Annotated in this window: 25 protein-coding genes; 10 read left to right on the top strand and 15 right to left on the bottom strand. The window is 73.5% G+C overall.

All coding sequences use genetic code 11. From position 1 onward, the window contains the following. The first annotated feature begins 40 nt into the window (after positions 1–40). Complete coding sequence (locus AB0398_RS00585) at positions 41–763, top strand: MOSC domain-containing protein (protein WP_366371086.1); 723 nt, start codon at positions 41–43, stop codon at positions 761–763. Between the two features lie 40 nt (positions 764–803). Beyond that, positions 804–1,577 carry an SDR family oxidoreductase gene (locus AB0398_RS00580; protein ID WP_366371084.1) on the top strand — a complete coding sequence of 258 codons (774 nt, stop codon included), beginning with the start codon at positions 804–806 and terminating at the stop codon, positions 1,575–1,577. Positions 1,578–1,592: 15 nt separating this feature from the next. Here the strand turns inward: AB0398_RS00580 and AB0398_RS00575 are convergent, their stop codons facing one another. Beyond that, complete coding sequence (locus AB0398_RS00575) at positions 1,593–3,407, bottom strand: DUF2264 domain-containing protein (protein WP_366371082.1); 1,815 nt, start codon at positions 3,405–3,407, stop codon at positions 1,593–1,595. Between the two features lie 254 nt (positions 3,408–3,661). Between AB0398_RS00575 and AB0398_RS00570 the strand changes: the two genes are divergently transcribed. From AB0398_RS00570 to AB0398_RS00550, 5 genes are all read left to right on the top strand, one after another. Then, a complete protein-coding gene (locus AB0398_RS00570) occupies positions 3,662–4,780 on the top strand; it encodes a substrate-binding domain-containing protein (protein WP_366371080.1) in 1,119 nt (372 codons plus the stop codon). Positions 4,781–4,972: 192 nt separating this feature from the next. Beyond that, a complete protein-coding gene (locus AB0398_RS00565) occupies positions 4,973–6,289 on the top strand; it encodes a sugar ABC transporter substrate-binding protein (protein WP_366371078.1) in 1,317 nt (438 codons plus the stop codon). A 5-nt stretch (positions 6,290–6,294) separates the two neighbouring features. After that, a complete protein-coding gene (locus AB0398_RS00560) occupies positions 6,295–7,194 on the top strand; it encodes a sugar ABC transporter permease (RefSeq protein WP_366371076.1) in 900 nt (299 codons plus the stop codon). Continuing rightward, the gene (locus AB0398_RS00555) at positions 7,191–8,060 is read left to right on the top strand and encodes a carbohydrate ABC transporter permease (protein WP_366371074.1); all 870 of its coding nucleotides are present in this window, start codon (positions 7,191–7,193) and stop codon (positions 8,058–8,060) included. Before AB0398_RS00560 ends, AB0398_RS00555 begins: the two co-directional genes overlap by 4 nt. Positions 8,061–8,078: 18 nt before the next feature. Further along, a complete protein-coding gene (locus tag AB0398_RS00550) occupies positions 8,079–9,098 on the top strand; it encodes a hydroxyacid dehydrogenase (RefSeq protein ID WP_366371072.1) in 1,020 nt (339 codons plus the stop codon). A 15-nt stretch (positions 9,099–9,113) separates the two neighbouring features. Here the strand turns inward: AB0398_RS00550 and AB0398_RS00545 are convergent, their stop codons facing one another. Next, positions 9,114–12,494 (bottom strand): hypothetical protein, encoded by a 3,381-nt coding sequence (locus tag AB0398_RS00545; RefSeq protein WP_366371070.1) that lies wholly within the window; start codon positions 12,492–12,494, stop codon positions 9,114–9,116. A 75-nt stretch (positions 12,495–12,569) separates the two neighbouring features. Between AB0398_RS00545 and AB0398_RS00540 the strand changes: the two genes are divergently transcribed. Then, positions 12,570–13,268: an ester cyclase gene (locus AB0398_RS00540; RefSeq protein WP_366371069.1), complete on the top strand. Its 699-nt coding sequence runs from the start codon at positions 12,570–12,572 to the stop codon at positions 13,266–13,268. A gap of 63 nt (positions 13,269–13,331) precedes the next feature. Here the strand turns inward: AB0398_RS00540 and groL are convergent, their stop codons facing one another. From groL to AB0398_RS00525, 3 genes are all read right to left on the bottom strand, one after another. Beyond that, positions 13,332–14,957 carry a chaperonin GroEL gene (gene groL / locus AB0398_RS00535; RefSeq protein ID WP_053646112.1) on the bottom strand — a complete coding sequence of 542 codons (1,626 nt, stop codon included), beginning with the start codon at positions 14,955–14,957 and terminating at the stop codon, positions 13,332–13,334. A gap of 106 nt (positions 14,958–15,063) precedes the next feature. Next, positions 15,064–15,372 (bottom strand): co-chaperone GroES, encoded by a 309-nt coding sequence (gene groES, locus AB0398_RS00530; RefSeq protein WP_015035628.1) that lies wholly within the window; start codon positions 15,370–15,372, stop codon positions 15,064–15,066. Between the two features lie 492 nt (positions 15,373–15,864). Beyond that, positions 15,865–16,791 carry a polysaccharide deacetylase family protein gene (locus AB0398_RS00525; protein WP_366371066.1) on the bottom strand — a complete coding sequence of 309 codons (927 nt, stop codon included), beginning with the start codon at positions 16,789–16,791 and terminating at the stop codon, positions 15,865–15,867. A 168-nt stretch (positions 16,792–16,959) separates the two neighbouring features. On the opposite strand from AB0398_RS00525, the gene AB0398_RS00520 reads away from it, so the two are divergent. Next, positions 16,960–18,156: an SAM-dependent methyltransferase gene (locus tag AB0398_RS00520; protein WP_366371064.1), complete on the top strand. Its 1,197-nt coding sequence runs from the start codon at positions 16,960–16,962 to the stop codon at positions 18,154–18,156. Between the two features lie 34 nt (positions 18,157–18,190). Here AB0398_RS00520 and AB0398_RS00515 read toward each other — a convergent pair whose 3' ends face one another. The 7 genes from AB0398_RS00515 to tsaB form a co-directional block, all read right to left on the bottom strand. After that, entirely contained in the window at positions 18,191–18,463 is a 273-nt protein-coding gene (locus tag AB0398_RS00515; protein WP_366371062.1) for a hypothetical protein, read from the bottom strand. After that, positions 18,456–18,812 carry a DUF6247 family protein gene (locus tag AB0398_RS00510; protein ID WP_366372319.1) on the bottom strand — a complete coding sequence of 119 codons (357 nt, stop codon included), beginning with the start codon at positions 18,810–18,812 and terminating at the stop codon, positions 18,456–18,458. Before AB0398_RS00510 ends, AB0398_RS00515 begins: the two co-directional genes overlap by 8 nt. A 118-nt stretch (positions 18,813–18,930) precedes the next feature. Then, the gene (locus tag AB0398_RS00505; RefSeq protein WP_366371061.1) at positions 18,931–19,779 is read right to left on the bottom strand and encodes a polysaccharide deacetylase family protein; all 849 of its coding nucleotides are present in this window, start codon (positions 19,777–19,779) and stop codon (positions 18,931–18,933) included. 78 nt (positions 19,780–19,857) lie between these two features. After that, complete coding sequence (locus AB0398_RS00500) at positions 19,858–20,103, bottom strand: hypothetical protein (protein ID WP_183953237.1); 246 nt, start codon at positions 20,101–20,103, stop codon at positions 19,858–19,860. 11 nt (positions 20,104–20,114) lie between these two features. Continuing rightward, on the bottom strand, positions 20,115–21,224 hold the full coding sequence (gene tsaD, locus AB0398_RS00495) for a tRNA (adenosine(37)-N6)-threonylcarbamoyltransferase complex transferase subunit TsaD (RefSeq protein ID WP_366371059.1): 1,110 nt from the start codon (positions 21,222–21,224) through the stop codon (positions 20,115–20,117). Continuing rightward, on the bottom strand, positions 21,224–21,685 hold the full coding sequence (gene rimI / locus AB0398_RS00490) for a ribosomal protein S18-alanine N-acetyltransferase (protein ID WP_366372318.1): 462 nt from the start codon (positions 21,683–21,685) through the stop codon (positions 21,224–21,226). The genes tsaD and rimI overlap by 1 nt, the downstream gene beginning before the upstream one ends. Positions 21,686–21,708: 23 nt before the next feature. Next, positions 21,709–22,368, bottom strand: coding sequence for a tRNA (adenosine(37)-N6)-threonylcarbamoyltransferase complex dimerization subunit type 1 TsaB (gene tsaB, locus AB0398_RS00485; RefSeq protein WP_366371057.1), 660 nt, complete (start codon positions 22,366–22,368; stop codon positions 21,709–21,711). 120 nt (positions 22,369–22,488) lie between these two features. Between tsaB and AB0398_RS00480 the strand changes: the two genes are divergently transcribed. Then, complete coding sequence (locus tag AB0398_RS00480; RefSeq protein WP_366372317.1) at positions 22,489–23,031, top strand: hypothetical protein; 543 nt, start codon at positions 22,489–22,491, stop codon at positions 23,029–23,031. 76 nt (positions 23,032–23,107) lie between these two features. On the opposite strand, the gene AB0398_RS00475 is transcribed toward AB0398_RS00480, so the two are convergent. The 3 genes from AB0398_RS00475 to AB0398_RS00465 form a co-directional block, all read right to left on the bottom strand. After that, positions 23,108–23,245, bottom strand: coding sequence for a hypothetical protein (locus AB0398_RS00475; RefSeq protein WP_366371055.1), 138 nt, complete (start codon positions 23,243–23,245; stop codon positions 23,108–23,110). 171 nt (positions 23,246–23,416) lie between these two features. Then, positions 23,417–23,947 (bottom strand): tRNA (adenosine(37)-N6)-threonylcarbamoyltransferase complex ATPase subunit type 1 TsaE, encoded by a 531-nt coding sequence (gene tsaE / locus AB0398_RS00470; protein WP_366371053.1) that lies wholly within the window; start codon positions 23,945–23,947, stop codon positions 23,417–23,419. A 9-nt stretch (positions 23,948–23,956) separates the two neighbouring features. Continuing rightward, on the bottom strand, positions 23,957–25,144 hold the full coding sequence (locus tag AB0398_RS00465) for an alpha/beta hydrolase (RefSeq protein WP_366371051.1): 1,188 nt from the start codon (positions 25,142–25,144) through the stop codon (positions 23,957–23,959). Positions 25,145–25,146: the final 2 nt, after the last annotated feature.

The following is a 25,146-nucleotide window of genomic DNA, read 5'->3' as shown; positions in this document are numbered from 1 at the left end:
CGCTTAACAGCTTTGAGAGAGACGCCCGTAAAGTGCCCACATGACCTTGCTGAGTGTGAATGTGGGCCGCGCCCGGGCCGTGGACTACACCGAGGCCTCCTCCGGCCTCACGGCCATCGACAAGCGCCCCGTCGAGGGGGCCGTGCGGATCGAGGCGCCGGGGCCGCTCGGCGTCGGGCGGAGCGGGCTGGCCGGGGACGACGTCTGCGACCTGCGCTTCCACGGCGGCGCCGACCGGGCCGCGTACGCCTTCGCCCGCGAGGACATGGACCTGTGGGAGCGGGAGCTGGGCCGCGAGCTCGCCAACGGCTCCTTCGGCGAGAACCTCACCACCCGGGGCCTGGACGTCAACAACGCCCTGATCGGGGAGCGGTGGCGGATCGGCGACGAGGTGGTCCTGGAGGTGACCGGCGGCCGCATCCCGTGCCGTACGTTCGCGGGCTTCCTGGGCGAGAAGGGCTGGGTCAAGCGGTTCACGCGGTCGGAGGCGGGACCGGGCGCGCTGCTGCGGGTGATCGTGCCGGGCGAGGTGCGCGCGGGCGATCCGATCACCGTCGTGCACCGGCCCGGCCACGAGGTCACCGTCGCGCTGCTGCACCGGGCCGCGACCGTCGAGCGGTCCCTGCTGCCCGGCACGCTGGCCGCCGCCGCGTGGATGGAGTCGGGCCTGCTCGACCTGGCCCGCCAGTACACGGAGAAGTACGCCGGGAAGCAGGCGGAGAAGTCCGCGGACAGGCACGCGGAGGAGTGCGCCGGGGCATAGCGCCGGTCCCCCGGCCCGGCCGGGGCACTAACGTGCCCGTATGACGACTGCACTGATTACGGGGGCCACCGCGGGCATCGGGGCCGCCTTCGCCCGGAGGCTCGCGGCCGACGGCCACGACGTCGTGCTCGTGGCCCGGGACGTGAAGCGGCTCAGGGAGCAGGCGACCGAGCTCCACGACCGGCACGGGGTGGAGGCCGAGGTGCTCGCGGCGGACCTCGCCGAGGAGAAGGGGATCGCCGCCGTCGAGGCGCGGCTCTCGGACCCGAGGCGGCCGGTGGACCTGCTCGTGAACAACGCCGGCTTCGGCAACAAGGGCCGCTTCCTCGAAGTCTCCATGGCCGACGAGCTGAAGATGCTCACGGTGCACTGCGAGGCCGTGCTGCGGCTGACCTCGGCCGCCGCCGCCTCGATGAAGGGGCGGCGCCGGGGCGGGGTGGTGAACGTGGCCTCGGTGGCGGCCTTCGTGCCCCGGGGCACGTACGGCGCGTCGAAGGCGTGGGTCGTGCAGTTCACCCAGGGCGCGGCGCGGGACCTGGCGGGCACCGGGGTGCGGCTGATGGCGCTCTGCCCCGGCTTCGTGCGGACCGAGTTCCACGAGCGGGCCGGGATGGGCACGGACAACATCCCGGGCTGGATGTGGCTCGACGCGGACAAGCTGGTGGCGTCGGCCCTGTCCGACCTGGACCGGGGGAAGACGCTGTCGGTCCCGGACCCCCGCTACAAGGCCCTGATGGGCGTGGTGAAGCTGGCGCCGCGCGGTCTGCTCGGCGGGGTCTCCTCCCGGGCGGGACGGAAGTACGGCCCGAAGTAGGCCGCGCGGGCCCGTTCACCGCAGGGTGTCGAGGTCCAGGTCCGCGGTGGTGCCGTCCTCCCAGGTCACGTGGAGGGCGTGGCCGTCGACCCGCACGCGCGCGAGGGCGGCGCCGGGGGCCGGGCCGGGCTCCGCGGTGAGCGAGGCGAGGGACGCGAAGAGGGCGGCCGGGCCGCGCGTGGTGCCGTACAGGGCGAGGACGCGGCCGCCCGGCCCCTGAAGGGTCTCCCCCACGGGGAGTACGGCGGCCGGGTCCTCCGGCGGGTACCCGTGGACCGGGTCGAGCCGGGCGTGCGGCCCGTCGGGCGTGGTGGCCCAGCCGGTCTGCCGTACGGGCGTCCCCTCCGGGGCGCCGAGGACGAGGTGGGCGCGGAGTTCGGCGGCGCCGTGGGCGAGGGTCGCGGAGAGGATCCGGACGCCGGGGCGCGGGACGTGCAGGGAGGCGGCCCAGCCGGGACCGGTTCCGGCGGGGGCGGCGGGCCCCCGGGTGGTGGCCCGGCCCCCGGCGTCGAGCAGCGCGAAGTGGTTGTCGGCCGGGGCGGACCCGGTGGTGGGCCCCGTACGGGTCGAGTAGGCCTGGCGGGCGTAGCCGGGGTCGTCCTCGCCGCCCTCGCGGCTGTGCACGTGGTTGCTGCCGTGGTTGTGGAGGCGTACGAGCCCGTCGGCGGCGGTGGTCTGGACGAGCAGCCCGGCGGGGGCGAAGGCGCGGACGGTGTCGGCGCGTTCGGCGGGCAGGGGTTCCTCGGGGTCGGTCCAGGCCGGATGCCCGGCGGGCAGGAGGAGGCCGAGGAAGCCCTTGGACGCCCAGTAGGGGGAGCCCGGACCCGAGTACTCCTGGACGAGCTGCGGGTACGGGCCGTGCCAGCCGAGGGTGAGGAGCCCGCGCCCGTCGGTGGCGCCCCGGTCGAGGAAGTACCGCAGGGTCCCGGAGGCGAGGCGGCGGGTGGCGCCGGGGGTCAGCGGGGTGTGACCGGTGAGGGCGCCGAGCCAGGGGGCGGCGGCCGCGGCGAAGCGGTAGATCAGGGAGCGCCCGTAGGGGACGGGGGCGCCGTTCGCGTCGAAGAGGTGGACGTGGTCGTCCAGGTGGGCGCGGAGCCGGGGCCCGTACCGGTCGAGGAGGGCGCGGTCGCCGGACAGGTGGGCGTGGAGCACGGGGTAGAAGTGCAGGGCCCAGGCGTTGTAGTGGTCGAAGGCGCGGTTGTCGCCGTCGCTGTACCAGCCGTCGCCGAGGTACCAGTCCTCGACGCGGGCGAGGGAGCGGTCGATCGTGGCGGCGGCGCGGTCGGTCTCGATCCCGGCGTCCCGGAGGAATCCGGCGACGGTGAGGCCGAAGAGCCACCAGTTGTTGTCGACCGGGGACGGGCCGAGGGCGGGCAGCAGCCACTCCACGACCCGGGCGCGGACGCGGTCGTCGAGCCGGTCCCAGAGCCAGGGGCGGGTGAGGCGCAGGCCGAGGGCGACGGAGGCGGACTCGACGACCGCCTGGCGGGTGCCGGCCATGAGGGGCCAGGACTCGGCGTCCTCCCGGCCCGGCTCCTCCGTCCCGGCGGCGAGCCCCCGGACGTACCGGTCGAGGTGGCCGTGGGGGTCCTCGCCGTGCGCGCCCGCGACGCGGAGGGCGGCGAGGAGGAAGGTGCGGGCCCAGCCCTCCAGACCGTCGGAACGGGGGCCCGACCAGCTTGGGCGGGGCCCGGGGAGGTCGATCAGTCCGTGCCGGGGCGAGGCGAAGGGGCGCACGTCGAAGAGGAGCCGGTCGGCGGCGGCCTCCCAGTGGGGCCGGGTCCAGCCGGTGTACGGGCTGAGCGCGCGGTCTTCGGGGGGCGCGGGCATGAGTGCTCCCTCGGGGCGTGTCCGGCGGATCATGACCGGGGCCGCGACGCCCGGCACGGCACCTCGCCGCGTTGCCGAAACGTCCCGAGGGCCCCGTGGCGGCTCCGCGTCCGATGACGTCCGTGTCGTCGGGAATCCTGGACAGGCTCCGATCGAACGTCAAGACTTCGCGAGCGAATGATCGAAACTCCCTCCGTTCGATCATTCTGAACTAGACTCGGAGGACCACCACCACCGCGAGGGGGAACCGCGCCGTGCGCGAGAGTGCTGCCGAACGACACGACCGACTGCTGGCCCTGGTGCGCGAGCGCGGCACCGCCCGCGTCGCCGAGCTCGCCGAGCGGCTCGGGGTCTCCCCCGTCACCGCCCGCCGGGACGTCGAGCTCCTGGCCGGCCGGGGCCTGCTCGACCGGGTGCACGGCCAGGTGTCCTGGCCGGAGCGGCAGGGCGCGCCGGGGGCCGGACGGCCCGGCGAGGGCCTGGTCCTCGGGCTGCTCGTGCCCTCCGCCACGTACTACTTCGCCGAGGTCATCCGGGGGGCGCACGAGGCGGCGGCCCGTGCCGGGGCCCGGCTCGTGCTGCGTGTGTCGGACTACCGCCCGGAGGAGGACCGCGCCCGCGTGGAGGGGCTGCTCGCGGCGGGCGCCGAGGGCGTCCTGGTCGCGCCCGGCTGGCGGGGCCCCGAGGACCGGTCCGCGTACGGGGACTGGCCGGCCGAGCTGCCCGTGCCGGCCGTGCTCCTGGAGCGGCGCGCCGAGCCCGGCAGCCCGCTCGACGGCCTGGACCGGGTCGCCTCCGACCACGCCCACGGCGTCCTGCTCGCCCTGCGCCACCTGCTCTCCCTGGGCCACGCGACGCCGCTGCTCGTCGCCCGCCGGGACTCCCCGACGGCGCTCGCGGTGCGCGCCGGGTACGCCGAGGCGCTGGGCACGCTGGGCCTGGCGGAGCCGCGGCCGGTCATCGACTCCGTACCGGCGGAAGCGGATCCGGAGGGGTTCGAGCGGGCGGTGCGGGCGCTGCACGAGGCCGTCGGCTCCGGTCTGGCGAGCGCGGCCCTGGTCCACAACGACGTGGACGCCATCGAGATCGCGCGGCGCCTGGCCGAACTGGGCGTCAGGGTGCCGCGGGACCTGGCCCTGATCGCGTACGACGACGAGGTCGCCGCGCTCGCCGACATCCCGCTGACGGCGGTCGCCCCGCCCAAGCGGCAGGTGGGGCGGCACGCGACGGAGCTGCTTGTGGAGCGGCTGACCGAGGCCTCCGGGGAAGGCCCCGGAGAGGCGGAGACGGCGGCGCGGCGCCATCTGAGCCTGCTGCCGTGGCTCCGGGTGCGGTCCTCGTGCGGGGCCCCGGCGCCGGCCTCCCGTCCGTGAGGAACTCCCACCCGTAAAGGACTCCCGTACGCAAGGAACTCCCGCCCGTAGGGGACTCCCGTCCGTAAGGGACCGCGCTGATCGATCTGTTCTTTTTTCGATCAATCAATCTTTCGCTCTTGACTTCGGTCATGAACGGTCACAGGATCACGGCCACAACCTCCCAGCCGTCCCGCCCCCAGGAGCCGTGCCGTGACCCCCTTCCGGAGCAGAACGACCCGCGTCATAGCCGGCACCGCCACCGCCCTCGCCGTCCTCACGGCCTGCGGCGGCGGCGGTGACGACACCGCGAACAAGCCGAACGGGCCCGTGACCCTCACCTTCTGGGGCTGGGCCAAGGGCACCAAGGACGTCGTGGACGCCTTCAACGCCTCCCACACCGACGTCAAGGTGACGTTCGAGGAGATCCCCTCCGGCACCGCCGGCGGCTACGCCAAGATCTCCAACGCCGTGAAGGCGGGCAACGCCCCCGACCTCGTCTCCATCGAGTACTCCTCGCTCCCCGAGTTCGTGAGCTCCGGCGCCCTCCAGGACATCGGCGGCGAGTTCACCGAGGCCGACCGGGCGAAGCTGCTCCCGCAGAGCGTCGAGCTCACCACCCTCGGCGGCAGGAGCTGGGCCGTCCCCTTCGACGCCTCCCCGCAGGCCTTCTTCTACCGCAAGGACCTCTTCGAGAAGTACAAGATCCAGGTACCCGCCACCTGGGACGACTTCGAGAAGGCCGCCGAGCAGGTCAAGAAGGCCGACGCCAAGGCCCGCATCGCCACCTTCTTCCCGGACGACCCGACCACCTTCGAGGCCATGGCCTGGCAGGCCGGCGCCCAGTGGTTCAAGGCCGGGGACGACACCTGGAAGGTGAACACCACCGACCCGGCCACCACCAAGGTCACCGCCTACTGGCAGGGGCTCCTGGACGCCGGACTCGTCCACAGGAACGCCTCGTTCTCCCCCGAGTGGGTCGGCTCCCTCAAGAACGGCACCACCCTCGGCTACCTCGGCGCCTCCTGGGGCGCGGGCGTCCTCAAGGGCACCCTGCCCGAGCAGAGCGGCAAGTGGGCCGTCGCCCCGATCCCCAGCTGGGACGGCAAGCCCGCCAGCGGCATGCTCGGCGGCACCTCCTTCGCCGTGACCAAGGACAGCAAGCAGAAGGCCGCGGCCGTCGCCTTCGCCGAGTGGATGTCCACCACCGAGGAGGGCGTGAAGGCCCGCATCGCCTCCGGCACCTCCTCCGCCTTCCCCGCCGCCGCGGCCCTGCGCCCGGTCGCCAAGAAGGCCTTCGACGCCGGCTACTACGGCGGCCAGGACATCTACGCCCTCTTCGAGACCGCCGGCGCCTCCATCAACCCGAACTGGGCCTGGGGCCCCACCACCGGCACCACCAACACCACGATCAAGGACCGGTTCGGCGCGGTCGCCCCGGGCGGCCCGACCCTCGCCGACGCCGTGAGGGCCGGCCACGACGCCACCGTCGCCGAACTCACCAAGCGCGGCCTGAAGGTCGAGGGCTGATCCGCGTGAAGGCCCGCACCCGCGCCGCCGCGATCCTGCTGACTCCCTTCTTCCTGCTGTTCACCGCGGTGATGGTGGTGCCGATCGGCTACGCGGTCTGGCTCAGCCTCTTCACCGAGAAGCAGTCCGGACTGGGCTTCGGCGGCGCCGAGACCGTCTTCACCGGCCTCGACAACTACACGGCGGCGCTGGGTGACCAGGCCTTCCGCGAGGGCTTCGGCGTCCTGCTCGGCTACTGCCTGCTCTACATCCCGCTGCTGCTCGCCGGGGCCCTCGGCCTCGCCCTGCTGCTCGACTCGGCGCTCGCCCGCGCCCGCCGCTTCTTCCAGCTCGCGCTGTTCCTGCCGCACGCCGTGCCCGGCATCATCGCCGCCCTGATCTGGGTCTACCTCTACACGCCCCAGCTCAGCCCGGTCGTGAAGGCCATGGAGGCGGGAGGGCTCGGCTTCGACTTCTTCTCCCCCGAGGGCGCCCTGCCCTCCGTCGTGAACATCGCCCTGTGGGAGTGGCTCGGCTACAACATGGTGATCTTCTACGCGGCCCTCCAGGCCATCGACCGCTCCGTCCTCGAAGCGGCCACCGTCGACGGGGCGGGGGCCTGGCGCATCGCCTTCTCCGTCAAGGTCCCGCTGGTCAGGGCCTCGCTCGCGATGGTCGGCCTCTTCACGGTCATCGGCTCCCTCCAGCTCTTCACCGAACCTCTCATCCTCAGCAAGGGCACCGGCTCCGCCGTCACCTCCACCTGGACGCCCAACATGTACGCCTACACCGCGGCCTTCGACCGCAACGACTACGGGCTCGCCGCGGCGGCCTCCGTGCTCCTCGCCCTGACGGCCGCGCTGCTCTCCTTCGCGGTGACGCGCCTGACCGGCCGCCGGACGGCACGGAAGGAGCGCACCGCATGAGCGCCGTCCGTACGGGAAGGCCCCGCTCCGCCGGCCGATGGCTCTCGCAGGGCGCGGTCAACGGCGCCCTCGTCCTCGCCACCGTCTACATGCTCTTCCCGCTCGTCTGGCTGCTGACCGCCGCCACCAAGGACGCCGGCGGCCTGCTGGCCGGGAACGCCTTCTCCTTCGAGGGCTTCGACCTCGGCGGCAACCTCTCCCGGCTCGCCGAGTACAACGACGGCATCTACTTCCACTGGTACCTGAACAGCCTCCTCTATGCCGGACTCGGCGCCCTCGCCTGCTCGTTCGTCAGCGTCGCCGCCGGTTACGCCTTCCACGTCTACGACTTCCGGGGCAAGGAGAAGCTCTTCGGCCTCGTCCTGCTGGGCGTGCTCGTCCCCACCACCGCGCTCGCCCTGCCGATGTACCTCCTGGCCAGCGAGATCGGGATCGTCAACACCTACGGGGCCGTCCTGCTCCCCGTCCTCGTCAACCCCTTCGGCGTCTACCTCTCCCGGGTCTTCTGCGCCGGCTACGTCCCCGACGAGGCCCTGGAGGCCGCCCGCATCGACGGGGCGGGCGAACTGCGCGTCTTCTGGTCGATCGGCCTGCGCATGGTCATGCCCGGCTTCGTGACGGTCTTCCTCTTCCAGTTCACCGCCGTCTGGAACAACTTCTTCCTCCCCCTGGTGATGCTGTCCGACCAGAAGCTGTACCCGCTGAGCCTCGGCCTGTACGCGTGGAACAGCAACGCCCACGCCGAACCCGACTACTACCCCCTCGTCGTCACCGGCTCCCTGCTCGCCGTCATCCCCCTCGTCATCGCCTTCGTCTCCCTCCAGCGCCACTGGAAGGCCGGTCTGACGGCCGGCAGCGTCAAGTGAGGAAGGCCTGCTCCCACCATGCACCCCACCACTGACAACCGCCCCGCCCTGCTCCTCGCGATGGGCCCGGGCGTCGACGACCGCCTGTTCACCGAGGCGCACCGCGCCCGCCTCGCGGCCCTGACCCGCACCGATCCGCGCCTGGTCGCCCACGACCTGACGGCCCCGGACGCGCGGACGGCCGCCGCCCTCGCGGAGGCCGAACTCCTCCTGACCTGCTGGGGCGCGACCCCGCTCACCGCCGAGGTCCTGGACCGGGCGCCCCGGCTGCGGGCGGTCGTCCACGCGGCCGGCTCGGTCAAGCACCACGTCACCGACGCCTGCTGGGAACGGGGCCTGCGGGTCACGTCGGCCGCCGCCGCCAACGCGCTGCCGGTCGCCGAGTACACGCTCGCCGCGATCCTCTTCGCCGGGAAGCGGGTCCTGCGCTCGGCTCAGCGGTACGCCGAACTGCGCACCGACCACGCCTGGCTGGAGGAGTCCACCGGCTGGGGCAACCACCGCCGCACGGTCGGCATCGTCGGCGCCTCCCGCATCGGCCGGAGGGTGATCGACCTCCTGGCCCCCTTCGACTTCGAGATCCTCCTGTACGACCCGTACGTCGAGACCCCGCCCCCGGGCACGGAACTGGTGGGCCTGGACGAACTCTGCGCCCGCAGCACGGTCGTCTCGGTCCACGCGCCGCAACTCCCTTCCACGTACCGCATGATCGGCGCGGCGCAGCTCGCGGCGATGCCGGACGGAACGACCCTGATCAACACGTCCCGGGGCTCCCTGGTGGACGAGCCCTCCCTCCTCCCCCACCTCCTGACGGGCCGCCTCCACGCGATCCTCGACGTCACGGACCCGGAACTCCCGCCCCCGGGCTCCCCCCTGTACACCCTCCCGAACGTCCTCCTCACCCCGCACGTGGCGGGCTCGCTCGGCAACGAGCTGCACCGGATGGCGGAGCAGGCGGTGGGGGAGGTGGAGCGTTACGTACGGGGGGAGGCGTTCGCGGAGGAGGTGCGGGCGTCGGACCTGACACGGTCGGCGTGACCACCGGGCCTCCGCTCAGACGTCCAGCGCCCGGTGCAGCCGGTCGGCCTCGGCCAGGACGAGCGGCAGGGCGCCGGGCTCGTACCGGAGGACGGCGGGCAGCGCCTCGTACCAGGGGCCGGTGTGGAGGGCGAGGGCGGTGAGTTCGCGGGCGCGGGCGGGATCGGGATGGGCGAGGGCGAGGTCCACGTAGGCACGGGCCCGGGCGAGACCGCGCCGTACGAGCGCGCCGAGCAGGACCTCGGCCCGTTCGTGCTGCCCGGCCCGGGCCAGCGCCGTGGCGAGGTCGAACTGCGGGTCGAAGGTGTCCCGGGAATCCGGTCCCGGCGTCCGTACCAGGTCCATCGCCTCGTCGTACCGCCCCGCCGCGACGAACGCCCGCGCCACGTAGGACACGTCCCGCCGTCCGTCGAGACGGCCCAGGTACAGGACCGCCTCGTCCAGCAGTTCGGCGGCCTCCGCCGTCCGCCCCAGGGCCACCTGTGCCCGGACGACGGCGGGCAGCGGGGCCGCCGTGTACGACAGGGCGCCCCGGGCCGCGGCCACGGCGCGGACGAGTTCCCCGGACGCCTCCTCGCCCCGCCCCTCCTCGTGGAGAGCGCGGGCACGGGCCGCGCGCCGCTCGATCTCCACGAGCGCGACCCCCGTCTCGGGAGCGGGCAGACGGCGGCGCGCCACGCCTCCGTCCAGCGACAGCCGCATGCAGCCGTTCGGTTCGGCCGGGCGCTCGAACTCCTCCAGGAGCGCTTCCGGACCCCGTGCGCGCCGGGCGCGGGCGACGAGCCCGAGCAGGTACTCCCGCTGGTTGGAACGCGCCGCCCGCGCCCGCTGTCCGGCCTCGTCGAAACGGCCCGTGGCCAGCAGGGCGCGGACGACCGCGAGCAGTTTCGGCTCCCGGTCCGTACCCGCTTCCAGGCCCTCCGTCAGCGCCCGGGCCCGGTCAGCGTGGCCGGCGAGGGCCAGTGCCTCCGCCACGGCGGCCAGGCCCGGGGCGATCTCCTCGTGCCGGGGCACACGGCTCGCCGCCTCGGCACGGTCGAGGAGACCGGCGGCCCGTGCCCGGTGTCCGGCAGCGGCCAGGGCGCGGACGAGGCGGACCCGCAGTCCGAGGCCGCGCGGATCGGCGGCTTCGGTCTCCCCCGACACCAGTGCCTCGGCCTCCTCCACGCGCCCCGCGCGGACGAGGGCGGCGATCACCGCACGTACCGCGCGGGGGCGGCTGAAGGGGTCGTCCAACTCGGCCAGTACGGGACCGATCCGCTCCGTGGCGCCGTCCTCCGCCCAGGCCTCGATCAGCGCCACGCGCGCGTGGTTCCGGTCGTTCGCCGAGGCGAGCCGGCGGAACTCCGCCTCCGCCCGGTGGAGGTCGCCCTCCCGCGCCAGGCCCCGGACCAGGGCGAGGCGCATGCCGCCGACGTGGTACGCCTCGTGCCAGGACCTGATCAGGGCCTCGGCGCGGTCCACCGCCCCGGCCGCCACGAGGGCGTCGACCACCTCGGCGACGAGATCGTCCTCGTGGACCCGGACCTCCCCGGCGAGTGCGGCGAGCCCTTCGGCGATCAGCCGGTCCGCCTCCTCCCCGCGCGTTCCGGCGGCGGCCCGCACCAGCCCGAGCGCCCGTCCAAGGCCGCTCGCGGAACGGGCCAGAGCCAGTGCCTCGGCCCTCCGCCCGGCCCCGGAGAGGACACCACAGACGACACCGAGTCCCCTGACCGCCGTCCGCCGCTCCGTCTCGGCGCCCAGTGCGTCCAGCGCACGCCGGAACTCGCCCGCCCGGCACCAGAACGCGACCAGATCCAGCAGGGGATCACCGCGCAGCACCTCCCCCTGCGCGTACGCGATCCGTTCCGCACGGTCCGACTCCCCGACCGCGAGCCAGGCGTCCCCGACGGACCGGAGCGCGAAAGCGCGCCCGACGGTGTCGTGGAACGCGAGGGCCAGACCGTCGGCCTCGTCGAGCAGGCCGCGCGCCCCTTCCCCGTCTCCCCCCGCGTGCAGGAGCCGGGCGATCTCGCACAGCGCCGGTACGCGGCTCGCCGGTTCGAGTCCCCGCGCGAGGGCCAGCCCCCGGCCCGCTTCTCCCAACTCCACCCAAGCCGCGGGCAACTCGGCCGGCACCTGGCCGTTGCGGTCCCGCAGCGCCGCCCGCCGCAGGGCGAGCCGCAGCAGACCGACGACCAGGCCGGGCCGGTCCCCCCGCGCGAGCAGCGCCTCGCCCGCCGTCGCGATCTCCCCGAGCGCCGCCCCGTCACCGCCCGTCGCCGCGAGCATCCGGTCCTGTCGTACGGAGTCGAGGGCGCACCCGGCCATCGCGTCCGGGTCGCCGGCAGCCCGCAGCATCGGGAACCAGCCGTGCAGCAGGTAGTCGGGGGTGCCGTCCGGCCAGCCCCGGGCGCGCCACTCCCCCGCCCAGTCGTCCAGCGCGCCCCGCCACCGGCCGAGTTCACGCACGCCCAGCATCTCCCGCGCCTGGACCACCAGTTCCTCGTGCGCCAGCAGATACGCCTCCCCCCGCAGCGCGAACGTCCGCCCCGGGCCCGTCCGCAGCACGTCCCGGACCCGGTAGGGGACCTCGTCCGTCAGTTCCGCCAGGTCGTCCGCCGTCAGGCCGCCGCCCGCCGCCGTGAGCAGGCCGAGGAGTTCGTACGGGAGGCCGCCGCCCGCCACGAAGTGCTTCAGTTCCCGTTCCGCCTCCGACCGGATCGCGCGGGCCTTCGGGGAGGAGGTCAGGAGCCGGACGATCGACGGGTTCCTGAGCGGGTGGTCCTCGGGGACGTCCGCCGGGAGGGGCGGGTTGAGGCGGCCGGAGACGACGACCGGGAGGTCGCGGACGCCGTACGGGAGGAGGGCGGCGATCGAGCGGGCTTCCGGGCCCGTCGTCACGCCCCGGTCCTCGTCCAGGCCGTCCACGAGGAGCACCAGGCGCTCGCCGCGCGCCGCGCAGGCCTCGGCCGCGGAGGCGTACAGGCGCAGCAGGTGGGCCTCGCGGGTCGCGGCGGTCAGCAGGGCCGGGAGGCCCTCGCCCGCCAGTTCCGCGAGCTGCTCCAGGACCACGTCCACGTACGCGACCACGTCGTTCTGCGCGCCGAGCCGGGCCGTGACGAAGAAGGGGACGATCCGCACGCCCGGGGGCGGGGCGAGCGCGAACGAGGCCATCAGCGCCGTCTTGCCCGCCCACGCGTCCGCCCGCCACCACCGGTACCCGGTCCCCGTGCGGCAGAAATCCGCCAGTTCCGCCAGCTCCTCCTGCCGGCCGACGAGTTCCGGCGGGGCGATCCGGCGGACCTGCTCCCGGTACGCCGAGCGGACCACCGCGCCCGTGCCGAGCACAACATCGTTGCCGTCGCCTATGACGACGACGCCCGCCTCGTTGTCGACGTCGATCCCCCGCTCCATGGCCCCCATGCTGCCAGGGCGCCCGGCGCTTCCCGAACCTAAGATGGAAACGTCCCTGCCGCCCCGGGAGGCGTCATGAGCTTCGTACAGATCATCGACTGCAGGACGAGCCGCTTCGACGAGATGAACCGGCTCATGGACCGGTGGGCCGAGCAGACCAAGGGGAAGCGGACGGCCACCCACAGCGTCCTCGGGAAGGACCGGTCCGACGGGTCCCACTTCGTGGAGATCGTCGAGTTCCCCTCGTACGACGTGGCGATGCGGAACTCCCACCTCCCCGAGACCGACCGGCTCTTCCACGAGATGGTCGCGCTCTGCGACGGGATGCCGACCTTCACGGACCTGGACGTCGTGCGGGACGAGCAGATGTACAAGGCCGCCGCGCGCCGGTTCCTGGAGCTGATCGGCACGCCGGGGGAGCTTCCGCCGCTGGACGAGGTGATCGCCGAGGGGTGCCACAGCCACGACCCCTCCGACGTGCAGGACTCCCTCGGCATGGACGCGATCCGGCGCGGGATCGGGATGTGGCGGCAGGGGTTCGACTTCACCTTCACCCCCGAGGACCAGATCGCCGAGGGCGACCGCGTCTGCACCCGCTGGACCTGCGACGCCACCCACACCGGCGACTTCATGGGCCTCCAGCCCACCGGCATCGACGTCCGGATGACCGGGATGCTGATCCAGCGGTTCCGGGAGGACGGCAAGGTCGTCGAGGACTGGTGGCAGTACGACATGCTCGGGCTGATGGAGCGGCTCGGAGCGGTGGAGGAGTGAAAAGCACCGAGGCCCGGTGCCCCCGCGACGGGGGCACCGGGCCTCGGTGTTCGGCTACTGGCCTCAGTGCGAGTGGCCGTGGCCGCCGTGGCCGTGGTCCGCCGGCTCCTCTTCCTTCTTCTCCACCACGAGGGTCTCGGTGGTGAGGAGGAGGGAGGCGATCGAGGCGGCGTTCTCCAGGGCGGAGCGCGTCACCTTCACCGGGTCGATGACGCCGGCCTTGACCAGGTCGCCGTACTCGCCGGTCGCGGCGTTGAAGCCCTGGCCCTTGTCGAGCTCCGCCACCTTCGAGGTGATGACGTAGCCCTCCAGGCCGGCGTTCTCGGCGATCCAGCGCAGCGGCTCGACGGCGGCGCGGCGGACGACCGCGACACCCGTGGCCTCGTCGCCGGTCTTGTCGAGGTTGCCCTCCAGGACCTTGACGGCGTGGACGAGCGCGGAGCCGCCACCGGAGACGATGCCCTCCTCGACCGCGGCGCGGGTCGCGGAGATGGCGTCCTCCAGACGGTGCTTCTTCTCCTTCAGCTCCACCTCGGTGGCGGCGCCGACCTTGATCACGCACACGCCGCCGGCCAGCTTCGCGAGGCGCTCCTGGAGCTTCTCGCGGTCCCAGTCGGAGTCCGTGGACTCGATCTCGGCCTTGATCTGGTTGACGCGGCCCTGCACCTCGGACGAGTCGCCGCCACCGTCGACGATGGTGGTGTCGTCCTTGGTGATGGTGACGCGGCGGGCGGTGCCGAGCACGTCCAGGCCGGCCTGGTCGAGCTTGAGGCCGACCTCCTCGGCGATGACGGTGGCACCGGTGAGGGTGGCGATGTCGCCGAGCATGGCCTTGCGACGGTCGCCGAAGCCGGGGGCCTTGACGGCCACGGCGTTGAACGTGCCGCGGATCTTGTTCACGACCAGGGTCGACAGGGCCTCGCCCTCGACGTCCTCGGCGATGATCAGGAGCGGCTTGCCGGCGCCGGCCTGGATGACCTTCTCCAGGATGGGCAGCAGGTCCTGGATCGAGGAGATCTTGCCCTGGTTGATCAGGATGTACGGGTCGTCGAGGACGGCCTCCATGCGCTCCTGGTCGGTCACCATGTACGGGGACAGGTAGCCCTTGTCGAAGGCCATGCCCTCGGTGAAGTCGAGCTCCAGGCCGAAGGTGTTGGACTCCTCGACGGTGATGACGCCGTCCTTGCCGACCTTGTCCATCGCCTCGGCGATGAGCTCGCCGACCTGCTGGTCCTGCGCGGAGAGCGCGGCGACGGCGGCGATGTCGGACTTGTCCTCGATCGGGCGCGCGGTGGCGAGGAGCTCCTCGGACACGGCCTTGACGGCGGCGTCGATGCCCTTCTTCAGGGCGGCCGGGGAGGCGCCGGCTGCGACGTTGCGCAGACCCTCGCGGACCAGGGCCTGGGCGAGCACGGTGGCGGTGGTGGTGCCGTCACCCGCGATGTCGTTGGTCTTGGTCGCCACCTCCTTCACCAGCTGGGCGCCGAGGTTCTCGTACGGGTCCTCGATCTCGACCTCGCGGGCGATCGTGACACCGTCGTTGGTGATGGTGGGGGCGCCGAACTTCTTGTCGATGACGACGTTGCGGCCCTTGGGGCCGATCGTCACCTTCACCGTGTCGGCAAGCTTGTTGACGCCGCGCTCAAGGGCGCGACGGGCGTCCTCGTCGAACTTCAGGATCTTCGCCATGGGAGCGGTTCAGCCCTCTCGGAATTCTGGTGGAACGAACGGCGCCCCGGGGCGCCCAGGAATGGGGCCTCGGGGCGCAGCTCAAAGCCTTCTGGCCTGGGGTGACTTACTTCTCGACGATCGCGAGCACGTCGCGGGCCGAGAGGACGAGGTACTCCTCGCCGTTGTACTTCACCTCGGTGCCGCCGTACTTGCTGTAGAGCACGACGTCGCCGGTCTTGACGTCGAGCGGCAGGCGCTCGCCGTTCTCGAAGCGGCCCGGGCCCACGGCCAGGACGACGCCCTCCTGGGGCTTCTCCTTGGCGGTGTCCGGGATGACCAGGCCAGAGGCGGTGGTCTGCTCGGCGTCGAGCGGCTGGACCACGATGCGGTCCTCGAGCGGCTTGATGGCAACCTTGGAGCTGGTGGTCGTCACGATCCGACCTCCCCCTTCGGAGATCACGGGGTTGACTGTCTGAGGTGGCGAACCAGGTGGATCCGTCGTCGCGGGTGCCGGACCTGCCCGTCGCTGTGTTGGCACTCTCCGGTGGGGAGTGCCAGAGCCGAGACTATGACCGCGATTAGCACTCGGTCAAGCGGAGTGCCAATTCATCGCTCCGTGGCGTGACCGGGGGCACGGTCGTACGGGGTTCCGGGGCCTTCCGGCAGCGTCTCCCCTCCCGGTCCGCAGTCCGTACGCCCGCCCGTTCGACCGGCTTTCCCTCCACCACGGCCCGTCCGACCCTCACCCGCTCCCCCGGCGGCGCCGGCGCCCGGGGCGCCACCCCCTCCGCCGCCCTCCGGCCGAGCCGTTCGATCGAGTCGACCGGGTCGGCCGAGGAGGCGCAGCCGGTGAGGGCCGGGAGGACGAGCAGCGTTCCGGTCAGGGCCAGGGCGGCGGCCCGCCGCCGCCCGCGCCTCCCGGGTCTCACACGTAGTCCTCTAGCTTCGCGACCGCGTAGCCCTTGGCCGTGATCACGTTCATCACGCGGCGGACCATGTCGGCCATGCTGCCCTTCCAGTCCCCCTCGCCCCGGAAGTGGGTGAGGACGATGTCGCCGGGGTGCAGGTCCCGGTCCCACTCGCGCCACTCCATGCGGTCGGGGAAGGCCTCGGCGGCCCACAGCGGGACGGCCTTGACGCCGCAGGACTTGGCCGCGCGCAGGGTGTCGTCGTTGTAGTTGCCGTACGGCGGGCGGAAGAGTTCGGGCCGCTTGCCGTACTTCTTCTCGATGACGTCCTGCATGCCGCAGATCTCGCGCTTCTGCCGGCTGTACGAGAGTCCGGGCAGGTAGCGGTGGTTCAGGGTGTGGTTGTGGAGGGCGACCCCGCCCTTCTGCGACTTCTGCATCCGGGAGAAGTAGGCGTAGTCGTCGCTGACGACGTAGTCGCTGAGGAAGGCGCTGTACGGGATCTTCAGCTCCTCCATCATCCGCAGCAGCTCGGGGTCCTTCTCCGAGCCGTCGTCGATCGTCAGGAAGACGACCTTCTCCTTGGTCGGCACGGTGGTGAAGACGGGCGGCATGCCCTCGCTCTTGGTCTCGAAGCCCTTGCGGGTGGTGATCCTCGGCTTCACGGCGGGCGGGGCCGGCGCTTCGAGCGGGGGCTCGGCGAGGCCCCACTTCTTGGCGGCGAGCGCGCGGGCGGCCTTCCGGAGGCGCAGCTCCTCGGCCTTCCGGACCTGCGGTTCGGGCGCGGCGGCGCCCTGCTTCGGGGCCTGCTGGCCGGAGGCGGGGGAAGGCGGTGCGGCGCGGTCCGGGCCGGCGCCGGAGCAGGCCACGGCGGTGGAGGCGAGGGCGGCGACGACGAGCGCCGCCCCGGACGTCCGACGGGAGCGGTGCACGCCTTTTCTCATCTTCTGTTCCTTTTGTCGTACAAGCTGCATGGCGCCGCATCCTGTCAGCGCGGCGGCTCCTTCCGGCCGCGACACCGCCGTACCCGGCCCACCGTCCCCCGGCCGGCCCACAGCTCCCCGGGGGGCCGGGACAGGGGCCAGGGCCGGGGGGCCGGGACAGGGGCCAGAATGGGACGGGTGACCGACCTCGCCTCCTTCGCCGCCCTGCTCGCCCCCGAGGGGCAGACGCTCCTCGCCGCCCTGCGCGACTACGACCCCGCCCGGGAGCTGGCGGTCGCCTCCCGGCTGCGCCGCGACCATCCCGCCGAGCTGGTCACGGCGGCGCTCGGCCAGGCGCGGCTGCGGCAGCGGGCGGTGGCGAAGTTCGGCGCGGAGGACGCGTACCGGATGTACTTCACGCCGAACGGCGTCGAGCAGTCGACCCGGGCCTCGGTCGGCGCGTACCGGGCCGGCCGGATGAAGGCGCTGGGCGTCGGCGGCGTGGCGGACCTGTGCTCCGGGATCGGCGGCGACGCGATCGCCCTGGCCCGCGCCGGGATCTCCGTCCTCGCCGTCGACCGCGACCCGCTGACCGCCGAGACGGTCCGCGCCAACGCCGAGGCGCTCGGCCTGTCCGGCCTGATCGAGGTGCGGTGCGCGGACGTGACGGAGATCGACACGAGCCCTTACGACGCGGTCTTCGTCGACCCCGCCCGGCGCGGCGGCCGGGGCAGGATCTTCGACCCGGAGGCGTACTCCCCGCCGCTGTCCTGGGCGGTCGAGGCGGCCCGGAAGGCCCCGCACGCGGCCCTGAAGGTGGCGCCGGGCATTCCGCACGAGGCCGTACCGGCGGAGGCCGAGGCCGAGTGGATCTCGGACGGCGGGGACGTGAAGGAGGCCGTGCTGTGGTTCGGTACGGAGCCGGGCGCGCGCCGGGCCACGCTGCTGCCCTCCGGCGCGACCCTCGCCGGGCGCGGGCTGCCCGACCCGGCGGTCCGGCCGGTCGGGCGCTACCTGTACGAGCCGGACGGCGCGGTGATCCGCGCGCACCTGGTGGCGGAGGCTGCCGAGGAGCTGGACGGCGGTCTGATCGACGAGACGATCGCGTACGTGACCTCGGACGTGCTGGTCCCCACCCCGTACGCCGCCGCGTACGAGATCACCGACGAACTCCCCTTCAACCTGAAGAGGTTGAAGGCGCTGCTGCGGGAGCGGGAGGTCGGCACCCTGACCGTGAAGAAGCGGGGCTCGGCGGTCGAGCCGGAGGAGATCCGGCGCAAGGTGAAGCCGAAGGGGCCGAACGCGGCGACGGTGCTGCTCACCCGGGTCGCGGGGGCTCCGACGATGCTGATCGGACAGCCGGTCCGGGCGGCCGGGGGCGCGTGAGCGCACGTCTCCGCGAGGGCTCCCCCGGTGCGGCTCAGAGGCTGTCGAACGGAGGGATGATCCGTACGACCACGATCAGCCGGGCCCTCGGTGCCGCGAGGAAGTAGAACCACCCGCCGGCCGCGTCCATGCGCCGCAGCCCGCCCGGCTTCGGCCCTTCGCCCAGATCACCGACGTCCACGCCCATCTCGGCGAGGTCCACCAGCTGGGACGTCAGGCGTTCGACCTCCGCGACCACCGGTGCCGGAACGCCTCCCGCGACGTGCGCGGCGTCGGGGTCGTACTCCCAGCGCCAGCGCTCACTCACCGCCGGTCCCCGACAGCGCGTCCCGGGCGTCGTCGAGCAGGCGGCCCATCCGGGACGCGGCCTCCCTCACCCGGTCCGCGTCGCCGGTCGCGGCGACGGCTTCGAGTTCCCGGAACCGCGCCGCCAACCGCGGCTGGCGCTGGATGTGGACGTAGACGGCCCAGTGCGCGGTGAAACGGCGCAGCGGCGCGAGATCCGACCCGAGACGGGCCTGGTCGGCCGCCTGGTCCAGCTCGCGGGTGAAGGCGGGCAGGGACGCCGGGGCGATCTGCGCCACCGCCTGCCGCAGGGCCGTGACGGTCGACGGAGGCTGCGGGATCAGCGGCTGGTCTGGGGCAGCGGCGGTCATGCGTTCTCCCATGCCCGGGATGGTGAACCGTACGGCAAGCCTAGGGCCTGTCCGACCCTGATCCGCCGGACAGACCCTAGCGAGCGGAAACCCGAAGCCGTCATCCGATCCGGTGTCCTCAGACGTAGTCCTCCAGCCGCGCCACCGTGAAGCCCTGCTCCTGGATGCGGCGGAGCATCGTGGCCGTCATCTCGGTCATCGTGCGGCCCTTGAGCTCGGACGGGCCGCGGAAGTGGGCGAGGACGATGTCGCCGGGGTGGAGCTTCCGGTCGCCGCGCTGGTACTGCATGTTCTGGATCTGCATGGACTCGCGCCACAGCACGATCGCGTCCACCCCACAGGTCCCGGCCGCCGTGCGCGTGGCCTCGTTCCAGTTGCCGTACGGCGGGCGGAAGAGGCGCGGGGCCGTGCCGTACCGCTGCTTCAGCCTCTCCTGCTGGCCGCAGATCTCCCGGCGCTGGGCCTCCGGGGAGAGGGTGCGCAGATTGGGGTGGGTGAGGGTGTGGTTGGCGACGCCGTGGCCCTGGGCGACGAGCGGGGAGAAGTAGGCGTAGTCGGTGCGGATGGCGGAGTCGGTCAGGAACATGGTGAAGGGGACCTTGAGCTCCTTCATCATCGTGACGAACTCGGGGTCCTTCTCCGCCCCGTCGTCGATCGTGAGGAAGACGATCTTCTCGTCGGTGGGGACGTCGCTGATCACCGGCACCGGCTCCCCCGCCTTGCGGACCACCGGCTTCACCGCCGGCGGCGCGGGCGGGGCCGCGAAGGGCTTCAGCCCCCACTTGCGGTACGCGGCGGCCTCCGCCGGAGCGCCCGGCGCCCCGGTCCCGGCGGTGGGCCGGGGCGCGGACGACGTCGGCGGGGCCGGGGCGGGCACGGGGGCGGCGGCGGGGCGCTCCGCCGTGCAGCCGGTCACCAGGAGGGCCGCGGCGGTCAGCGCCGCCCGGAGCACGATCGTCTTCTTCACGCGCCGGGAGATGCCCGCACGCCTCGAAAGGTTGCCCGACGGCCGCACGTGTGACCGATCGGACATCCGTCCGTACGGCTACTCGACCGCTTCGAACCGCCAGCGGTGGACCGGCCGGGTGATCAGCTCCGCGTCCGGCTCGGGCAGCTCGGGCAGCTCCGCGTCGAACGTCTCCGCCTCCCACCAGGTGAGGACGAGGACCCGGTCCTGGGGCGCGCGGAAGACCTCTCGGCGCACGGGCTCGTACGCGAGGACCCGGGACCGCTCCCGGGCCCACTCCAGGAGCTCGGGCCCCCGCCCCTGCGCGGCCCGCGCCTCCCACATGAGGGTGAGCCTCACGAGTACAGGTTCTCCTTGCTGACCTCGTGCACGTGATCGTGATCGTGGTCGTGCGCGTGGGCGCCCGGCACGTGCGGGTCCGTCACCGGCAGCGAGGAGTCCGCCGACAGCTCCAGGTCGGAGGCGGCCCGGCCCCGGGAGACCATCTCGGAGCCGAGGGCCGCGACCATCGCGCCGTTGTCCGTGCACAGGCCCGGCCGGGGCACCCGCAGCCGGATCCCGGCGCGCTCGCAGCGCTCCTGGGCGAGGGCGCGCAGCCGCGAGTTCGCGGCCACGCCGCCGCCGATCATCAGGTGGTCGACGCCCTCGTCCTTGCAGGCCCGGACGGCCTTGCGGGTGAGCACGTCCACGACCGCCTCCTGGAAGGACGCGGCCACGTCCCGCACCGGCACCTCCTCGCCGGCCGCCCGCTTCGCCTCGATCCAGCGGGCCACGGCGGTCTTGAGCCCGGAGAAGGAGAAGTCGTACGCCGGGTCCTTGGCGCCGCTCAGACCGCGCGGGAAGTTGATCGCCTTCGGGTCGCCCTCCCTGGCGAGCCGGTCGATGACCGGTCCGCCGGGGAAGCCGAGGTCGAGCACGCGGGCGATCTTGTCGAAGGCCTCGCCGGCCGCGTCGTCGATGGTGGCGCCCATCGGCCGCACGTCGGAGGTGATGTCGGTGGAGAGCAGCAGCGAGGAGTGCCCGCCGGAGACCAGGAGGGCCATCGTCGGCTCGGGCAGCCGGCCGTGCTCCAGCTGGTCGACGCAGATGTGCGAGGCCAGGTGGTTGACGCCGTAGAGCGGCTTGCCGAGGGCGTAGGCGTACGCCTTGGCCGCCGAGACGCCGACGAGCAGCGCCCCCGCGAGGCCGGGCCCGGCGGTGACGGCGATGCCGTCGAGGTCCTTCGCGGAGATCCCGGCGGTCTTCAGGGCGCGCTCGATCGTCGGGACCATCGCCTCCAGGTGCGCGCGGGAGGCGATCTCGGGCACGACGCCGCCGAAGCGGGCGTGGGTGTCGACGCTGGAGGCGATCGCGTCCGCGAGGAGGGTGGTCCCGTGGACGACGCCGACGCCGGTCTCGTCGCAGGAGGTCTCGATGCCGAGCACCAGGGGTTCGTCAGCAGCCATCAGATATCGGTTCCGGTTCCTTGGACGGTCAGTCGCATCACGAGCGCGTCGACGTTTCCGGGCTGGTAGTAGCCGCGCCGGAAACCGATGGGCTCGAAGCCGAAGCGCTCGTAGAGCTTCTGGGCCCGGGTGTTGTCCACGCGCACTTCGAGCAGGACCTCGTCGCACTCGAAGGCGGTGGCGTGCTGGAGCAGGTCGGTGAGGAGCCGGGCGCCGAGCCCGGTGCCCCACTGGTCGCGGGAGACGGCGATGGTCTGCACGTCGCCGAGGCCGCCGGCGGCGGCGAGCCCGGCGTACCCGACGACCCGGCCGCCGGGGTCCTCCGCGACGACGTACCGGCGGGTGGCGCCCGGCCCCCGGGAGTGCGCGAGCTCGGACCAGAACATCCCGGCCGACCAGGCGTCCTCGGGGAACAGCTCGTCCTCCAGGGCGAGCACCGGTGCGATGTCCCACCAGCGCATCTCGCGCAGTTCCGCGCCGCCGGTCACTTGGGCGTGACCACCTTGTAGTTCTTCGGCACCTGGGCGTCGGGGCGGCGCAGGTACATCGGCAGCGGGTCGAGGAAGCCCTCGGCGTCCCCGGCCCTCAGCTTCTCCGCCGCGAGGGCGGCGAGCGCGGCGGCCGACTGGTGCTCGGGGTCGCGGGCGTCGGGGAAGGCCTCGGGGTAGAGACGGGCGCCCGCGCCGACGACCGGGAGCCCGGCGAGGGCTTCGGCGATGTCGGCGGGCCGGTCGACGGCCGCGTCGGTCACGCGGGTGCGGGAGTCGTCGTACCGCGCCCAGTAGACCTCCTTGCGGCGCGCGTCCGTGGCGACGGCGAAGGGCTCGTCGATCCCGGAGGCGTACGCGAGGCCGTCGAGGGTGCACAGGCCGTGCACGGGCACGCCGAGCGCGGACGAGAAGGCCGCGGCCGTGACGAGGCCGACGCGCAGACCGGTGTACGGGCCGGGGCCGACGCCGACGACGACGCCGGTGACCGCGTCGAGCTTCAGTCCGGCCTCGGCGAGGACCCGGTCGACGGCGGGCAGCAGCAGCTCCCCGTGGCGGCGGGCGTCGACCCGGGTCGACGAGGCGACGACGGCCTCGCCGTCGTGGAGGGCGACGGTGACGGCGGGGGTGGCGGTATCCATGGCGAGCAACAGCACGCGAACAGCCTACGGCTCCCGGGCACGCTGCCCCGACCCCCGGGGCGGCGGCTGCTACCGTCACCCTTCGACACATTCGTACGAGAGGTGGGCACGGTGGCACGGAGCAGCTCGGGATTCGTGGCCGGGCTCACGGCCGCGGCGGTCGCCACGGTCTGTTTCCTCGCCTACCAGGCCTCCGCGAACGTCCCCGCGGACCTCTCGGCCAAGCCGAAGGCCCCGAGCACGGCGGCCCCCTCGACCTCCCCGAGCGGCGGCCCGAAGCAGCCGGAGCGCGACCCCCTCGCCGTCCCCGCGGCCTCGGGCACCGGGGAGCGGGTCGTGTACGGCCTCGCCGACCGCCGGGTGTGGCTGGTGAGCGGCGGCGGCAAGGCCACCCGCACGTTCACGGTGATGCCGAGCACGGTGTCCCCGCCGCCGGGCGCGTACGCGGTGACCTCGCGGTCGGGCACGGTGCGCGGCTCGGACGGGGTGCGGATCGAGCACGTGGTGCGGTTCGCGACGGCCCAGGACGTGGCGGTCGGCTTCAGCGCGGCGGTGGACGGCTCGATGCCGGAGCCGGACCCGGCGAAGAAGACCGGCGGCATCCGCATGAAGCGGGCCGACGGGGACGCGCTGTGGACGTTCGCGGTGATCGGCACGAAGGTCGTCGTCGTCCCCTGAGCCGCGGCCGCACGGCCCGGACCCGCCTTGCGGATCCGGCCCCAGGGCCCACCCGACCCTGATCCGCCGGACAGGCCTAGGCGGCCTCGTCCTCCTCGGTCCGCCCGTACGCGTCGTATCCGGCGTCCCGCTCCCGCGCGTCGTCCTCGGGCCGTGGTCTCGGCGGGGTCGAGAGGGCGCGGGCGGCCACGCAGGACGCCAGCAGCTCACTCATCGTGACGTGCTCCCGACCGGGTTCCGCGCGCTCCGGCGTCGCCATGCCTGCCTCCCGTAGGTTAGGTACACCTAACCAGCTCGTGCGTCCATGGGAACACGGCGCACACGACGCACGCAACATGGTGCCGACAGCTTGTCGGAACCTACGTGGGGAGCGGGACGGGGAGGGTCAGAGCGCGCCCAGCTCCTCCCCCGCCCACCGCTCCCCGACGCCGCGCAGCAGGACCGTGCGCCGGTCGTCGTCGGTGTCGCCGGTGACGCGGTGGATCAGGACGTGCAGCCGGTCGTCGGTCAGCTCCTCGACCTTGCCGTCGCCCCACTCCACGACCACCACGGACTCGGGCAGCGAGACGTCCAGATCGAGGTCCTCCATCTCGTCGAGCCCGCCGCCGAGGCGGTACGCGTCGACGTGGACCAGGGCCGGGCCGCCGACCAGGGACGGGTGGACGCGGGCGATGACGAAGGTCGGGGAGGTGACGGCGCCGCGCACCCCGAGCCCCTCGCCGAGGCCGCGGGTGAGGGTGGTCTTCCCGGCGCCGAGCTCGCCGGTGAGCATGACGAGGTCGCCGGGGCGGAGCACTCCGGCGAGCCGGCGGCCCAGCTCCTGCATCCGCTCCGGGGAGTCCACGGAGAGGGTGGCCTCGGAGACGGGAGTGGCGTCGGCGGGTGCGGAGGGTACGGGCGGGTGCGCTGCTTCCATACCGCCAATCTAGCTTTTTCCGGGCTCCGTCCTCGCCGTCGTCGGCTCCGGCACGGCCCCGGCCCGTACGAGCAGGTCGGCGAGGCGGTCGGTGACGGCCTCCGGGTGCTCCAGCATCACCAGGTGGCCGCCGTCCGGGACGATCACCAGCTCGGCGCCGGGCAGGAGGGCGGCGATGGCCTCGGTGTGGGAGCTGGGGGTGACGAGGTCGCGGTCCCCGGCGAGCGCGAGCACCGGCAGGCCGCGGAGGGCGGGCAGGGCGGCGGACTTGTCGTGCTCCGCGAAGGCCGGGTAGAAGGCGGCGACGACGTCGATGGGGGTGGACTCGATCATCCGCTCGGCGAAGCGGGCGACCGCCGGGTCCACGTCCTTCGAGGCGAACGAGTACTTCTTGACGAGCCCGGCGAAGAGGTCGGCCGTCGCCCGGCGGCCGCGCTCGACCAGCTCCGCCTGGGCGCCGAGGGTCCGCAGGACGCCCGGCAGGATCCGCCGGACGGCGTTGACGCCCATGACGGGCAGCCCGTACGTCACCTCGTTCAGCTTTCCGGCGGAGGTGCCGACGAAGGCGACGCCGACGACGCGGTCGCGCATCAGCTCCGGGTACTGCTCGGCGAACGCCATCACCGTCATGCCGCCCATGGAGTGCCCGACGAGGACGAGGGGGCCCTCGGGGGCGGCGACGTCGACGACGGCCTTGAGGTCGCGGCCGAGCTGGTCGATGGAGACGGGGACGGCGCCGGATCCGGCCTGGGCGACGCCCTGCCCCGACCGCCCGTGGCTGCGCTGGTCCCAGTGGACGGTGCGCACGAGACCGCGCAGGGCGGCCCGCTGGAAGTGCCAGGAGTCCTGGTTGAGGCAGTAGCCGTGGCTGAAGACGACGGTGACGGGGACGGGTCTGCGGCGCCCGAAGAGGCGCCGGAGCCGGGCGGGGGCCTCGGCGCCGTCACCGTCACCGACCTCGTCGACCTCGTAGTAGAGGACGGTCCCGTCGTCGGCGAGGGCGCGGCCGGGGGTGCCGCGGAGCCCGCCGTAGGGTCCGGCGGCGTCCAGGGCGAGCCGCGCCTTCTGGCGTACGGAACGGCCGACGGTGAGCCGTTCGACGGCGACCCCGGCGGCGGCTCCGGCCGCCAGGACGCCTATCGCGGCGCCGGCGAAACCGGCGCGGCGCCAGGTGCCGCCACTACTGGACTCCCCCACGG

The organism is Streptomyces sp. NPDC086147 (assembly GCF_040702165.1).
Taxonomy (GTDB): domain Bacteria; phylum Actinomycetota; class Actinomycetes; order Streptomycetales; family Streptomycetaceae; genus Streptomyces.
Note: the sequence above shows the minus strand (reverse complement) of the source record. Positions and strands in the feature narration are given on the sequence as shown.

Excerpts from the sequence above, each read along its gene's own strand:
- tsaE (WP_366371053.1), bottom strand. The coding sequence starts at position 23,947 with ATGGAAGCAGCGCACCCGCCCGTACCCTCCGCACCCGCCGACGCCACT.
- AB0398_RS00510 (WP_366372319.1), bottom strand. The coding sequence starts at position 18,812 with ATGACCGCCGCTGCCCCAGACCAGCCGCTGATCCCGCAGCCTCCGTCG.
- AB0398_RS00500 (WP_183953237.1), bottom strand. The coding sequence starts at position 20,103 with ATGTGGGAGGCGCGGGCCGCGCAGGGGCGGGGGCCCGAGCTCCTGGAG.
- tsaD (WP_366371059.1), bottom strand. The coding sequence starts at position 21,224 with ATGGCTGCTGACGAACCCCTGGTGCTCGGCATCGAGACCTCCTGCGAC.
- AB0398_RS00545 (WP_366371070.1), bottom strand. The coding sequence starts at position 12,494 with ATGGAGCGGGGGATCGACGTCGACAACGAGGCGGGCGTCGTCGTCATA.
- AB0398_RS00585 (WP_366371086.1), top strand. The coding sequence starts at position 41 with ATGACCTTGCTGAGTGTGAATGTGGGCCGCGCCCGGGCCGTGGACTAC.
- AB0398_RS00555 (WP_366371074.1), top strand. The coding sequence starts at position 7,191 with ATGAGCGCCGTCCGTACGGGAAGGCCCCGCTCCGCCGGCCGATGGCTC.
- groL (WP_053646112.1), bottom strand. The coding sequence starts at position 14,957 with ATGGCGAAGATCCTGAAGTTCGACGAGGACGCCCGTCGCGCCCTTGAG.
- AB0398_RS00540 (WP_366371069.1), top strand. The coding sequence starts at position 12,570 with ATGAGCTTCGTACAGATCATCGACTGCAGGACGAGCCGCTTCGACGAG.
- AB0398_RS00525 (WP_366371066.1), bottom strand. The coding sequence starts at position 16,791 with ATGAGAAAAGGCGTGCACCGCTCCCGTCGGACGTCCGGGGCGGCGCTC.
- AB0398_RS00475 (WP_366371055.1), bottom strand. The coding sequence starts at position 23,245 with ATGAGTGAGCTGCTGGCGTCCTGCGTGGCCGCCCGCGCCCTCTCGACC.
- AB0398_RS00580 (WP_366371084.1), top strand. The coding sequence starts at position 804 with ATGACGACTGCACTGATTACGGGGGCCACCGCGGGCATCGGGGCCGCC.
- AB0398_RS00575 (WP_366371082.1), bottom strand. The coding sequence starts at position 3,407 with ATGCCCGCGCCCCCCGAAGACCGCGCGCTCAGCCCGTACACCGGCTGG.
- AB0398_RS00520 (WP_366371064.1), top strand. The coding sequence starts at position 16,960 with ATGGGACGGGTGACCGACCTCGCCTCCTTCGCCGCCCTGCTCGCCCCC.
- AB0398_RS00550 (WP_366371072.1), top strand. The coding sequence starts at position 8,079 with ATGCACCCCACCACTGACAACCGCCCCGCCCTGCTCCTCGCGATGGGC.
- rimI (WP_366372318.1), bottom strand. The coding sequence starts at position 21,685 with ATGCGCTGGTGGGACATCGCACCGGTGCTCGCCCTGGAGGACGAGCTG.